Genomic DNA, 13,173 nt, shown 5'->3' on the forward strand with positions numbered 1-13,173 from the left:
ATTATCTTTCAGGTTGGGGTTTTTTGTTGTCTTCGATTTTGAAAATGTATACTTGACTGAGGCAAGGCTCCAATCATCTACCATTCCATTCTGCTTCTTTTTCATAAAATTCATTTATGTCTTTGTATATATAATCCGCTTCTTCCAAGTCTGATTTTTCGCCAGTACCGCTTAGTACACCGACTACTACACCGAAATGTGAATTTCGTCCCATTTGTATATCTGTTGGGGTGTCCCCTATTATTGCTATTTCTTCTGGTACAACGTTCCATTTTGCATAAAAGTCTTCTACCATTTTAGGGTCTGGCTTTTGATAACCGTTAATAGTAGCGGTAATTGTATCGTCTATTAAATGACTGACGCCTGCATCTTTGATAAAGCGTTTTGTTCCGTCTTGATCGTCGCTCGTTATAATCGCTATTTGATATCCTTTATCTTTGAAATATTTTAATGTATTTTGCATGTCGTCTATTACGACCGTTTCTGGATTATATTCTGCAATTAAATCTTTGCTTAATTGTACTGTCCAGTCTTCTACTTCTTTATTATTTTCATGATTAGCGTATTTTTGAAATTTTTTTACGATATCAGATAATGTTCCTGAAGCTAAAATACCACTTGCTAAAAATTTTCCGTCTACATATCCTAATTCTTCTTGTAATGATTGTTCTTCTTCAACTTGATATTGTTCTATAAATTTATTGATCATCACAAGAGAGATTTCAGACCATGTTTCATCAAACTTTAGTAATGTTCCGTCTTTATCAAATAATAGCCAATTAATCATATATGTATTCTCCTTTAAAAAATCAGGCTGGGACAAATAGATGTCTCAGCCTGATTTATTTTAAATATCTTTATACTGTCTCAATACGGCTTTCTTGTCCTACTACTACTCTCCAACCATGTTTATCTTCTTTCTTACCTGTTTGGATTGCTGTGTACTCATCAAATAAATGATTTGTGATAGGACCCGTCTTATTATCATTAATTGTAATTTCAACTTCATCATATTTTAAGAAGCCAACTGGTGAAATAACAGCTGCAGTTCCTGTGCCGAATATTTCTGTTAAACGACCATCATGATGTGCATTGACTACTTCATCGATTGAAATTCGTTTTTCTTCAGTTTCATAACCCAATTCTTGGGCTAACTCGAGCACAGTTTTTCTTGTAATACCTGGTAAAATACTACCATTTAATTCAGGTGTTACTACTTTACCATCGATTACAAAGAAGATATTCATACTACCTACTTCTTCGATATATTTTTGTTCTACGCCGTCTAACCAAAGAACTTGATCAAAGCCCAATTCATTAGCACGTGTTTGTGCAATTAAACTAGCAGCATAGTTTCCACCACATTTAGCAAAACCTACTCCACCTCTAACAGCACGAACAAACTCATCTTCGACATATATACTTGTTGGTTTTAATTGTTCATCACCATAATATGCACCTACAGGAGAAAGAATCACTAGAAATTCATAATCTGTTGACGAACGTACACCTAAGTATGGTTCAGTTGCATATACAAATGGTCTCACATATAAAGATTGGCCTTCACCATTAGGCACCCAATCACGTTCTATATCAATTAGCTGTAATAAACCTTCTAATACTTTGTCTTCGTCGATTTGTGGCATTTCCAAACGTTTTAACGATAAATTGATTCTTTTGAAATTTTGGTCAGGTCTGAATAACGTTACTTCATCTCCGTCTTTATATGCTTTCATGCCTTCAAATACTGTTTGACCATAATGAAGCCCTTGTGCACTTGGCGATAAAGTAATTGGCCCATATGGAATAATTTTAGGCTCTGACCAGCCTTCACCTTGTTTATAAGACATAGATAGCATATAATCTGTAAAGATTTCGCCGAACGCTAACTTTTGGAAATCCGGTTTTTCTTTCAGCTGCTCACGCTGTTCTACGTAAAATGTTTCTGACATAATGATTCCTCCTAGGCTAATTAATAATTAATGTTATCAAGTATATCAGTCATAGAGGGGTTATTCAATAAGTTTTTAGAAAATTTAAAAAATACTCATAATATATTTAACTTTTTGCTAATTGGTCTTTTTCTTTAATTGCTTTCAACATTAGTTTTGTCATGCTATCTAAATCATATTGTGGATTGAATCCCCATTCTTCCTTAGCACAACTTGTATCGATTGAATTTGGCCAAGTATCTGCAATTGCTTGACGGTCAGGATCAACATCATAACCAAGCTCAAATTCAGGCAATATTTTTTGTATTGAAGCTTTAACTGTTTCTGGTTCTACGCTCATAGCACTTACGTTATATGCGTTACGATGAACCAATCTTTCCCCGTCTGCTTCCATCAATTGAATAATCGCATTAATAGCATCATCCATAAACATCATATCCATATATGTCCCTTTAGCGATATAACTATTGTATTTACCTTCTCGTATCGCTTTAAAGTATATTTCCACAGCGTAATCTGTTGTGCCTCCGCCTGGTTCTTTTACATAAGAAATTAACCCAGGGAAACGTACACTTCTTGTATCTACGCCAAATTTCGTATAATAGTAGTCACATAATAATTCTCCTGCTACTTTATTCACGCCATACATTGAAGTCGGTCTTTGTATCGTTTCTTGTGGCGTCATATCTTTTGGTGTATTAGGCCCGAAAGCACCTATAGAACTTGGTGTAAAGAATTGCATGTTGTATTCTCTTGCCGCTTCTAAAGCATTTACAAGCCCACCCATATTTAAATTCCATGCAAATAAAGGATTTTTTTCAGCAGTTGCAGATAATAAAGCAGCCATATGCATAATTGTATCTGCTTTAAATGTTTCAACTAGCTCAAACAATCTGTCTTTATCCGTTACATCTAGTATTTCGAATGGTCCATTTAATATAACGCTGTCACTTTCTGGTCTTTTTATATCTGTAGCTAGAACTTGATCGTTACCAAATTTTTCTCTTAATTTTATTACTAATTCTGTCCCGATTTGACCTAGTGCACCAGTTATGATGACTTTTTTCATAATAAAAATCCTCCTGTACTATTGAAATGTTCAATTGTCTTTTTAGAACGTACAAAAACGCTTTCTTTATAGTTATTTTAACTTATTTAAGCCAATTTGTATACTTGAGAAACACATTTCTATAATAAAAAGGGCACTTATTACATAAAAACAGGGAGTATATCATAAATAAGGCTGAGACATTTATTTATGTCTCAGCCTGTCACTTCACATTATTTACAGCAATCCAAGTTCTTTACCAATTTTTTCGTAAGTTTCAATTGCTTGATCTAATTGTTCTTTCGTATGTGCTGCAGTTGGCATATTTCTTACACGACCTGTACCTCTAGGCACAGTCGGGAATACTATAGCTTTTGCATATACACCTTCGTCCATTAGTCGTTTACTAAATGTTTGAGCCTTTTTCTCTTCACCAATAATTACTGGTGTAATTGGTGTTTCTGAATGTCCAATATCGAACCCTTTAGCTTTTAAGCCTTCTTTTAAGTAGTTCGCATTATCCCATAATTTATCGTGTAATTCAGTTGAAGCCATTAATTTTTTAACTGATTCAGTAATTGCTTTAGTATCTCCAGGTGCTAAAGAAGTAGAGAATAAGAAAGGTCTTGAAGCAACTTTTAACCAATCTATTAAATCTTTCGTACCTGCTACGTATCCGCCTACTACACCTATTGCTTTAGATAACGTTCCAATTTGGAAATCAATTTTATCTTGTAAACCGAAATGTTTTACTGTGCCTGCTCCTTTACCCATAACACCTGAGCCGTGAGCGTCATCAACATAAGTGATTAAGCCAAATTCTTCAGCGATTTCTACGATTTCTGGTAATTTAGCTACATCACCATCCATAGAGAATACGCCGTCAGTAATATACATTACTTTGTTATATTGACCTGACTCTACTGCTTCTTTTGCTTTTGCTCTTAAATCTTCCATATCAGAATGATTCACTCGAATGATTTTCGCTTTAGATAAACGACAACCATCTATAATAGAAGCATGGTTTAATTCATCAGAAAGAATTGCATCATTCTTATTCATAACTGCTGAAATTGCTGCCATGTTACAGTTGAATCCAGATTGATAAGCAATTGCACTTTCAGTCCCTTTAAATTGAGCTAAAGTCTCTTCTAATTCTCTATGCAAATCTAGTGTCCCATTAATAGTACGTACTGCACCAGCGCCAACACCATGAGTATCGATTGCGTCTTTAGCAGCTTTTTTCAAATCTTCGTCTGTTGCTAATCCAAGGTAATTGTTTGAAGATAAATTGATATATGATTTTCCACCAATATTAATTTCAGCACCATTTGCGCCTTCAACAATATCAATTTCATTATACAAACCATTATCCTTCAATTCATTTAAATTTGTTGTTAAAAATGTTTCTAATGTTTGTACCATTTGCACTTTCTCCTTTAGCACTTTTTATTTATCATAACATACTAAAATCAAAGAATTAAGCGTTATCACAGTAAATTGAATTGTTTAAATTTTCTATAAATTTTGCTACAATAGTCGTATTATATTTCGAAAGAATTGAAAGAAGGTTTAGCAATGGTCAATTGGAAAAAAGAAATCGAAGAAAAATTTGATCGTCTCGTAGAAATAAGACGATATATGCATATGAATCCAGAATTATCATATCATGAGGATAAAACTCATGATTTTATTTTATCTGAACTCAAAAAGTTAGATAAGTTACAAATAAGAGAACGTGTTGGTCAAAATGGTATAGTAGCAAAACTTAAAGGAAATGAGCCAGGTCAGACTATTGCATTTCGTGCTGATTTTGATGCATTGCCTATTCAAGATGAAAAAGACGTTCCATACAAATCTACTGTAGATGGTGTGATGCATGCTTGTGGACACGACGGGCATACAGCTACACTACTCACTTTATGTGAATTACTACATGAACATCAATCACAATTGAAAGGTAATGTCGTTTTTATATTCCAATACGCGGAAGAATTAAGTCCAGGTGGCGCTAAACCAATGGTTGATGATGGTGCTTTAGATGGCGTAGATAAAATATACGGCAATCACTTTTGGAGTGGACATTCAACATCAGAAATTAAAACTAAGAGTAGTGCAATGATGGCTTCTCCTGATTATTTTAAAATCACGATTCAAGGTAAAGGTGGTCATGGTGCTAAACCACACACTTCCATTGATCCTATCGTCATTGTTTCAGAGTATATTTCTAGTTTACAAAAAATCATTTCAAGAAATTTAGATCCTATCGACCAAGGTGTTATTACTGTAGGAAAAATTGACGCAGGTAACACCTTTAATGTTATTAGCGACACAGCGACTATTGAAGGCACTGTCAGAACGTTTAATCCCAAAGTGAAGGATTTAATCGAAGAAGAACTAGAACGCCTTTTAAAGGGTATCTGTATCGCAAATAACGCAAGTTACGATTTCGATTATAGAAGAGGCTATCCTACCGTCATTAATCATGATGAACAATACAATGTTGTTAAAGAAGCAGCTACAGATTTAGACCTTACTTATGAAGATATCGAACCAATGATGATTGGTGAAGACTTTTCTTACTATCTTTTAGAACGTCCAGGATGCTTCTTCCTAACTGGTAGTGGTAATGAAGAAAAATCTTCAACAGCCCCTCACCATCACCCAATGTTTGATTTAGATGAAGATGCAATGAAAACGACAACAGAAATGTTTTTAAAAATTCTTGAAGTTGAAGGAGTAATATAATAAATGAAAGATATTTTATTTCAAAAAGTTGAAGATTATTATGATGAGATGATAGAAATCAGAAGGCATTTACATATGAATCCTGAACTTTCATTTGAAGAAGTACAAACTCCAGCCTATATTGCAAATTACCTTCGTAATCTAGACATAGATGTTAGAGAAGGTGTTGGTGGCAGAGGTGTAGTTGGAACATTAAACAAAGATAAACCAGGCCCTACCCTAGCAATTAGAGCTGATTTTGATGCATTACCTATACAAGACGAAAAAGAAGTACCTTATAAATCTACTGTAGATGGAGTCATGCATGCTTGTGGACATGATGCGCATACTGCTGTCTTACTCATGACTGCAAAAATTTTATCTGAACATCGTGATGATATTAATGGTCGTGTTGTTTTTATTCACCAACATGCTGAAGAAGTAGACCCTGGAGGTGCGATACAAATGATTGCAGACGGATGCCTAACAGGTGTGGACGCTATCATTGGCCAACATGTATCAAGTACTATAGATGTTGGTAAAGTCGGTTATAAATACGGGACAACAACAGGCATTCCAGATGACTTCTGGATTACGTTAAAAGGTAGAGGTGGTCACGCAGCTCATCCCGACCAATTAATAGATCCATTAGCAGCCGGAATTCAACTATGTAATGACTTACAATATATTGTTTCACGTAAAACAAGTGCTTTATCACCTGCCGTTCTTTCTATCACAATGTTTAATGCTGGTGAAACAAATAACGTTATACCAGATACATGTAAAATTGGCGGGACGATAAGAACATTTGATTCAGAGACTCAAGCAAGCGTTGTAGAAGGTTTCAAAAAAGTACTTGAAGGCTTAACAACCTCAACAGATGTTACTTACGATTTAAAATATAGTAAAGGCTATCCTCCTGTCATTAATACAGAACGTGAGACTGACCTCATTCTTGAAGCCACTCAAGAAGTTGATAGCGTTTATGAACTGGTAGAATTAGAAGCAAGTTTAAGTGGTGAAGACTTCTCTTATTACCAACAAAGAGTGCCCGGTGCTTTCTTCTATACCGGAACTAGAAATGAGCATTTTAAAGCAGATTTTCCCCATCATCATCCAAAATTCGATATCGATGAAAAAGGGTTAATCAATGCTGTACGCATCTTTTTATTAACAACATTTAAGTTTATGGAAGGAGATTATAAAAATGACCTTAACGCATGAAGTTGAAAAGCATATGGATGAATTAATCGAAATTAGAAGGCATTTACATCAACATCCTGAATTATCTTTTCAAGAAGAAAATACTAAAAAGTATATCGCAGATTATCTTGAAAATTTAGGTATTGAAGTAAAAAAAGATGTCGGAGGTAACGGACTTTTAGGCTATATTAAAGGCGGGAAAGAAGGTCCTACTATTGCTTTAAGAGCAGACTTTGATGCTTTGCCTATCAACGATCAAAAGGAAGTGCCTTATAAGTCTACAGTAGAGGGCGTTATGCATGCTTGTGGACATGACGCTCATACAGCAAGCTTATTAATAACAGCTAAAATATTAAAAGAACATTCAGATGCTATCCATGGTAATGTCGTACTTATTCATCAACATGCTGAAGAAGTCCTTCCAGGTGGCGCTAGAGCTATGATAGAAGCTGGTGCATTAGATGGTGTTGATTATGTATTCGGTACCCATACAGCGAGCCATATAGACGCAAATAAAGTCGGATTTTGTGCTGGACCTGCTTATGCAGCTGCAGATTCATTTGAAATTGAAATCCAAGGGCTTGGTGGGCATGGCGCAATGCCTCAATTCGCAAAAGACCCAATTGTTGCAGCTTCATCATTAATTGTTCAGGCGCAAAGTATTGTATCAAGAACTATTGACCCACTTGAGTCAGCAGTTGTCACATTTGGAACATTTAAAGGTGGTAACGCCTTTAATGTTATAGCGGACAAAGTAAAATTAACAGGAACAATAAGAAGTTATTTACCTAGCGTTAAAGAACAAATCAAAGATCGTTTAAATGGGATTTTAAACGGTATAGAGTCAAGTTATGGTGTGAAATGTCACTTAGACTATACAGACGGATATCCACCAGTAGTAAACCATGAAAAGGAAACAAAATGGGCTAAAAATCTAGCAAGTAATATTGATAGTATCGAAGAAGCTTTTGATTTTCCGCCTTCACTCGGTGGAGAAGATGTTGGTTACTTCTTACAGCATGTACCAGGAACTTATTTCTTTACAGGGGTAGGCAATGAAGCATTAAAAGCAACTTACCCTCATCATCACCCTAAATTCGATTTAGATGAACAATCATTACAAAATAGCGTTAAACTCTTCCTATCCATTATTGAACATAGTGAAGAATTAGAAAAATAAATTCTATATATTAATGAACATAAAAAAACAGGGGAAATTCTTAAGTTAATAAGAATTTCCCCTGCTCTATTTAAATCTAGTAAAATATGCTAGATATTATACGTTTGGTTAAGTGTGTACGAAATCGAATTAAGCTTCGATTACAGTAACAACACCTGATCCAACTGTACGTCCACCTTCACGGATTGAGAAACGAGTACCGTCTTCAATAGCGATAGGTGAAATTAATTCAACGTCCATTTCAACGTTGTCGCCAGGCATAACCATTTCAGTACCTTCTGGTAAGTTTACAACACCAGTTACGTCAGTAGTACGGAAATAGAATTGTGGGCGGTAGTTAGTGAAGAATGGAGTATGACGTCCACCTTCATCTTTTGATAATACATAAACTTCAGCTTTGAATTTAGTGTGAGGTGTGATTGAACCTGGTTTAGCTAATACTTGACCACGGTTAACGTCTTCACGAGCAACACCACGTAATAATGCACCGATGTTATCTCCAGCTTCAGCGAAGTCTAATAATTTACGGAACATCTCAACACCAGTTACAGTTGTTTTAGATGATTCTTCAGTTAAACCGATAATTTCGATTTCTTCACCAACTTTGATTTGACCACGTTCAACACGGCCTGTAGCAACAGTACCACGACCAGTGATTGAGAATACGTCCTCAACTGGCATCATGAATGGTTTGTCAGAATCACGTTCTGGAGTTGGAATGAAAGTATCTACAGCTTCCATTAATTCAACAATTTTTTCTTCGTAAGCTTCGTCGCCTTCTAAAGCTTTTAATGCTGAACCAGCAATTACTGGAGTGTCATCGCCAGGGAAGTCATATTCTGTTAATAAGTCACGAACTTCCATTTCAACTAATTCTAATAATTCTTCGTCGTCAACCATGTCAACTTTGTTTAAGAATACTACTAATGCAGGAACACCTACGTTACGTGATAAAAGAATGTGCTCACGAGTTTGAGGCATTGGGCCGTCAGCAGCAGATACTACTAAGATACCACCGTCCATTTGAGCAGCACCAGTGATCATGTTTTTAACATAGTCAGCGTGTCCTGGGCAGTCAACGTGCGCATAGTGACGAGTAGCTGTTTCATATTCGATGTGTGAAGTATTAATTGTAATACCACGTTCTTTTTCTTCTGGAGCGTTGTCGATTTGAGCGTATGAACGAGCTTCTCCGTCACCAGAACGTTTTGCTAATACAGTTGCAATAGCAGCTGTTAAAGTAGTTTTACCATGGTCAACGTGACCGATAGTACCAATATTGGCATGTGTTTTTGAGCGATCAAATTTTTCTTTAGCCATTATGAAATCTCTCCTATTCATATTAAAAATTATTTTTTTTATTAAGCCTCATGATGGTTACTCACCATCATGAGGATAACCTATAGTTAATTTATAAATCATTTTGAGAAAAAAATCAATTTATTAAAGCGTTTTGATTAAGCGCCTGTATTTTTCTTGATAATTTCTTCAGAAATTGATTTTGGTACTTCTTCGTAGTGATCAAATACCATAGTATAAGTACCACGACCTTGAGTGTTAGAACGTAAGTTTGTAGCGTAACCGAACATTTCTGAAAGTGGAACGAATGCACGAACAACTTGAGCGTTACCGCGTGCTTCCATACCTTCAACACGTCCACGACGACTTGTTACGTCACCCATAATGTCACCCATGTACTCTTCAGGCATAACGATTTCAACTTTCATCATTGGCTCTAAGATTACTGGATCACATTTTTTAGCTGCTTCTTTAAGTGCTAATGAAGCTGCAATTTTGAAGGCCATTTCAGATGAATCGACATCATGGTATGAACCATCATATAATTTAGCTTTAACATCAACTAATGGATAACCAGCTAATACACCGTTTTCCATAGCGTCTTTAAGACCAGCTTCAACTGAAGGAATATATTCACGAGGAACTACCCCACCAACAATAGCGTTTTCGAATTCGAAACCTGCGCCTTGTTCGTTAGGTGTAAATTCAATGTGAACATCACCAAATTGTCCACGTCCACCTGATTGACGAGCAAATTTACCTTGTACTTGTGCAGGCGTTTTGAACGTTTCACGGTAAGATACCATTGGCGCACCAACAGCACACTCAACTTTGAATTCACGTTTCATACGGTCTACTAAAATATCAAGGTGTAATTCACCCATACCACCGATGATAACTTGTCCAGTTTCATGGTCAGTATGTGCATGGAATGTTGGGTCTTCTTCTTGTAATTTAACTAATGCGTTAGTCATTTTATCTTGGTCAGCTTTTGATTTAGGTTCAACTGATAAGTGAATAACTGGCTCTGGGAATTCCATTGCTTCTAAGATGATGTCATCTTTTTCGTCACATAGAGTATCACCTGTACCAGTATCTTTAAGACCTACCGCACCAGCAATGTCACCAGAATATACAGTAGAAATCTCTTGACGAGAGTTAGCGTGCATTTGTAGGATACGACCTACACGTTCACGTTTCCCTTTAGTTGAGTTTTTAATGTATGATCCTGATTCCATAGTACCAGAATAAACACGGAAGAATGTTAATTTACCTACATAAGGGTCAGTCATTACTTTAAACGCTAATGCAGCGAAAGGTGCTGAATCATCAGGTTTAGCAATTACTTCTTCTTCACTTTCGAATCTATGTCCGACAATAGGTTTAACATCTAATGGTGATGGTAAGTAGTCAATAACTGCGTTCAACATTAATTGAACACCTTTGTTTTTGAATGCTGTACCACATAATACTGGGTAGAATTCAACATCACAAGTAGCTTGACGAATAGCTTTTTTAAGCTCATCAATTGTGATTTCTTCTCCACCTAAGTATTTTTCCATTAATTCGTCATTTGATTCTGCAACAGCTTCAATTAAAGATTCACGAGTTTCTTCAGCTTTTTGCTTGTGAGACTCAGGAATTTCAATTTCTTCAATTTCAGTACCTAAATCGTTATTGTATTGGAAACATTTCATTTCTACTAAATCAATAATAGCGCTGAAATCATCTTCCGCACCGATTGGTAATTGAATTGGGTGAGCATTAGCTTGTAAGCGCTCATGTAATGTACCAACTGAATATTCAAAGTTCGCACCCATTTTATCCATTTTATTAATGAATACAATACGTGGAACACCGTATGTTGTTGCTTGACGCCAAACTGTTTCAGTTTGAGGTTCAACCCCTGATTGAGCATCAAGTACTGTAACGGCACCATCAAGTACACGTAAAGAACGTTCAACTTCAACTGTGAAGTCTACGTGTCCAGGTGTATCGATGATATTTACACGGTGGCCTTCCCATTCTGCAGTTGTAGCAGCAGAAGTGATTGTGATACCACGTTCTTGCTCTTGTGACATCCAGTCCATTTGTGAAGCACCTTCATGTGTTTCACCAATTTTATGAATACGGCCTGTGTAATAAAGAATACGTTCAGTAGTCGTTGTTTTACCAGCATCGATGTGAGCCATGATACCGATATTACGAGTGTTTTTCAAAGAGAAATCTCTTGCCATAGTATTCTTACTCCTTCCAAAATATTGGATATTTGGTTTTTTTATTACAATAGATACGCAGATACCCTAAGTGTTTAAAAAACTAGAGATAACCCATTAAAAGGAATCTTTATCATTTTAACGCTTAGGGTCCTAGGTTCTATTTTACCAACGATAATGAGCAAACGCTTTGTTAGCTTCTGCCATTTTATGAACGTCTTCACGTTTCTTAACTGCGCCACCAGTATTGTTAGCAGCATCTAAGATTTCGTTAGCTAAACGCTCTTCCATAGTTTTTTCACCACGAAGACGAGCATAGTTAACTAACCAACGTAAACCTAAAGTTGTACGACGATCTGGACGTACTTCTACAGGTACTTGATAGTTTGAACCACCTACACGGCGAGCTTTAACTTCAAGTACAGGCATGATGTTGTTGATAGCTTCATCGAATACTTCAATTGCATCTTTACCTGAACGTTCTTGAACAAGTTCGAATGCTGAGTAAAGAATTCTTTGAGCAGTACCACGCTTACCATCAAGCATGATTTTATTGATTAATTTTGTTACTAATTTTGAGTTGTGAATTGGATCTGGTAATACATCTCTTTTTGGAACTGGACCTTTACGAGGCATAATCGAAATCCTCCTTCCTTAATTATAAAATTTATTTAGTTTATCGTCACATAAAAATCTGTTAAACACAGAAATTTAATATTAGATTATTTCTTAGCAGCTTTAGGTTTTTTAGCACCATAAAGTGAACGACTTTGCATACGTCCTTCAACACCAGAAGTGTCTAAAGCACCACGTACTACGTGATAACGTACACCAGGTAAGTCTTTAACACGTCCACCACGAATAAGTACAACACTGTGTTCTTGTAAGTTGTGGCCTATACCAGGGATATACGCGTTTACTTCGATGTTGTTTGATAAACGAACACGAGCATATTTACGTAACGCTGAGTTAGGTTTTTTAGGTGTCATTGTTCCTACACGTGTACAAACACCGCGTTTTTGTGGAGAATATACAGTAGTCACTTTTTTCTTCATGCTATTGTATCCTTTGTTTAATGCAGGTGCTGTAGAGTGTGATGATTTACTTGTACGTGGTTTACGTACTAATTGGTTAATAGTAGGCATCTTTAATGTCCTCCTCTCTAGTTTTCTTAATTCCACACATCCAGGTGGTTCATTTTAAGGCAAATAAAAATAGTAAGCACAGCTTACACATTTATTTAAGCAATGCAACTACTGTCGCATTTACTTCTATTCCATAGTGCGATCCTAACTTTTGTCTTGTTGGACTATAATCTATCGGAACGCCTGTCTCAAATGCTAAATTCAACACTTTAGACAAAATATGAATATTTACATCTTGAGCAATGATTACTTTCCGTACATCATGCTTCTTCAATGCTTTAGTGGTTTGTTTTAAACCAATGACATAATTGTCTTGATTTAAGCTTAAGGCTTTTTCATTAGACATTTGATATCCTCCAAAGCGTCTGCTTGCATCAACCTTAACAATAATAACATCCTACTT

Annotated in this window: 12 protein-coding genes; 3 read left to right on the forward strand and 9 right to left on the reverse strand. The window is 36.0% G+C overall.

Annotation, left to right across the window (positions count from 1 at the left end):
* Window positions 1–73: 73 nt before the first annotated feature.
* The 4 genes from ACNMOQ_RS13150 to ACNMOQ_RS13165 all read right to left on the reverse strand — a co-directional run bounded on the left by ACNMOQ_RS13150 (window position 74) and on the right by ACNMOQ_RS13165 (window position 4,425).
* Complete coding sequence (locus ACNMOQ_RS13150) at window positions 74–787, reverse strand: HAD family hydrolase (RefSeq protein ID WP_416349988.1); 714 nt, start codon at window positions 785–787, stop codon at window positions 74–76.
* 70 nt (window positions 788–857) lie between these two features.
* The gene (locus tag ACNMOQ_RS13155; protein ID WP_016999433.1) at window positions 858–1,952 is read right to left on the reverse strand and encodes a branched-chain amino acid aminotransferase; all 1,095 of its coding nucleotides are present in this window, start codon (window positions 1,950–1,952) and stop codon (window positions 858–860) included.
* A gap of 106 nt (window positions 1,953–2,058) precedes the next feature.
* Complete coding sequence (locus ACNMOQ_RS13160) at window positions 2,059–3,021, reverse strand: L-threonine 3-dehydrogenase (protein ID WP_016999432.1); 963 nt, start codon at window positions 3,019–3,021, stop codon at window positions 2,059–2,061.
* A gap of 216 nt (window positions 3,022–3,237) precedes the next feature.
* Window positions 3,238–4,425 carry a glycine C-acetyltransferase gene (locus ACNMOQ_RS13165; RefSeq protein WP_016999431.1) on the reverse strand — a complete coding sequence of 396 codons (1,188 nt, stop codon included), beginning with the start codon at window positions 4,423–4,425 and terminating at the stop codon, window positions 3,238–3,240.
* A gap of 153 nt (window positions 4,426–4,578) precedes the next feature.
* Here ACNMOQ_RS13165 and ACNMOQ_RS13170 point away from each other — a divergent pair, with 153 nt between their 5' ends.
* From ACNMOQ_RS13170 to ACNMOQ_RS13180, 3 genes are read left to right on the forward strand one after another with little or no spacing between them, the layout of a single operon-like run.
* Window positions 4,579–5,748, forward strand: coding sequence for an amidohydrolase (locus tag ACNMOQ_RS13170; protein ID WP_064204241.1), 1,170 nt, complete (start codon window positions 4,579–4,581; stop codon window positions 5,746–5,748).
* 3 nt (window positions 5,749–5,751) lie between these two features.
* Window positions 5,752–6,951 (forward strand): amidohydrolase, encoded by a 1,200-nt coding sequence (locus ACNMOQ_RS13175; protein ID WP_016999429.1) that lies wholly within the window; start codon window positions 5,752–5,754, stop codon window positions 6,949–6,951.
* A complete protein-coding gene (locus ACNMOQ_RS13180) occupies window positions 6,935–8,110 on the forward strand; it encodes a M20 metallopeptidase family protein (protein ID WP_416349989.1) in 1,176 nt (391 codons plus the stop codon). The genes ACNMOQ_RS13175 and ACNMOQ_RS13180 overlap by 17 nt, the downstream gene beginning before the upstream one ends.
* 129 nt (window positions 8,111–8,239) lie before the next feature.
* Here the strand turns inward: ACNMOQ_RS13180 and tuf are convergent, their stop codons facing one another.
* The 5 genes from tuf to ACNMOQ_RS13205 form a co-directional block, all read right to left on the reverse strand.
* The gene (gene tuf / locus ACNMOQ_RS13185; protein WP_016999427.1) at window positions 8,240–9,430 is read right to left on the reverse strand and encodes an elongation factor Tu; all 1,191 of its coding nucleotides are present in this window, start codon (window positions 9,428–9,430) and stop codon (window positions 8,240–8,242) included.
* A 137-nt stretch (window positions 9,431–9,567) separates the two neighbouring features.
* Window positions 9,568–11,646 carry an elongation factor G gene (gene fusA / locus ACNMOQ_RS13190; RefSeq protein ID WP_016999426.1) on the reverse strand — a complete coding sequence of 693 codons (2,079 nt, stop codon included), beginning with the start codon at window positions 11,644–11,646 and terminating at the stop codon, window positions 9,568–9,570.
* Window positions 11,647–11,790: 144 nt separating this feature from the next.
* Window positions 11,791–12,261: a 30S ribosomal protein S7 gene (gene rpsG, locus ACNMOQ_RS13195; RefSeq protein ID WP_016999425.1), complete on the reverse strand. Its 471-nt coding sequence runs from the start codon at window positions 12,259–12,261 to the stop codon at window positions 11,791–11,793.
* An 86-nt stretch (window positions 12,262–12,347) separates the two neighbouring features.
* Window positions 12,348–12,770 (reverse strand): 30S ribosomal protein S12, encoded by a 423-nt coding sequence (gene rpsL / locus ACNMOQ_RS13200; protein WP_016999424.1) that lies wholly within the window; start codon window positions 12,768–12,770, stop codon window positions 12,348–12,350.
* A 91-nt stretch (window positions 12,771–12,861) separates the two neighbouring features.
* Window positions 12,862–13,116 carry a ribosomal L7Ae/L30e/S12e/Gadd45 family protein gene (locus tag ACNMOQ_RS13205; protein ID WP_064204243.1) on the reverse strand — a complete coding sequence of 85 codons (255 nt, stop codon included), beginning with the start codon at window positions 13,114–13,116 and terminating at the stop codon, window positions 12,862–12,864.
* Window positions 13,117–13,173: the final 57 nt, after the last annotated feature.

Origin of the sequence: Mammaliicoccus lentus (genome assembly GCF_947036595.1) — a bacterium.
Taxonomy (GTDB): domain Bacteria; phylum Bacillota; class Bacilli; order Staphylococcales; family Staphylococcaceae; genus Mammaliicoccus; species Mammaliicoccus lentus.

Excerpts from the sequence above, each read along its gene's own strand:
- ACNMOQ_RS13150 (WP_416349988.1), bottom strand. The coding sequence starts at position 787 with ATGATTAATTGGCTATTATTTGATAAAGACGGAACATTACTAAAGTTT.
- ACNMOQ_RS13155 (WP_016999433.1), bottom strand. The coding sequence starts at position 1,952 with ATGTCAGAAACATTTTACGTAGAACAGCGTGAGCAGCTGAAAGAAAAA.
- ACNMOQ_RS13160 (WP_016999432.1), bottom strand. The coding sequence starts at position 3,021 with ATGAAAAAAGTCATCATAACTGGTGCACTAGGTCAAATCGGGACAGAA.
- ACNMOQ_RS13165 (WP_016999431.1), bottom strand. The coding sequence starts at position 4,425 with ATGGTACAAACATTAGAAACATTTTTAACAACAAATTTAAATGAATTG.
- ACNMOQ_RS13170 (WP_064204241.1), top strand. The coding sequence starts at position 4,579 with ATGGTCAATTGGAAAAAAGAAATCGAAGAAAAATTTGATCGTCTCGTA.
- ACNMOQ_RS13175 (WP_016999429.1), top strand. The coding sequence starts at position 5,752 with ATGAAAGATATTTTATTTCAAAAAGTTGAAGATTATTATGATGAGATG.
- ACNMOQ_RS13180 (WP_416349989.1), top strand. The coding sequence starts at position 6,935 with ATGACCTTAACGCATGAAGTTGAAAAGCATATGGATGAATTAATCGAA.
- tuf (WP_016999427.1), bottom strand. The coding sequence starts at position 9,430 with ATGGCTAAAGAAAAATTTGATCGCTCAAAAACACATGCCAATATTGGT.
- fusA (WP_016999426.1), bottom strand. The coding sequence starts at position 11,646 with ATGGCAAGAGATTTCTCTTTGAAAAACACTCGTAATATCGGTATCATG.
- rpsG (WP_016999425.1), bottom strand. The coding sequence starts at position 12,261 with ATGCCTCGTAAAGGTCCAGTTCCAAAAAGAGATGTATTACCAGATCCA.
- rpsL (WP_016999424.1), bottom strand. The coding sequence starts at position 12,770 with ATGCCTACTATTAACCAATTAGTACGTAAACCACGTACAAGTAAATCA.
- ACNMOQ_RS13205 (WP_064204243.1), bottom strand. The coding sequence starts at position 13,116 with ATGTCTAATGAAAAAGCCTTAAGCTTAAATCAAGACAATTATGTCATT.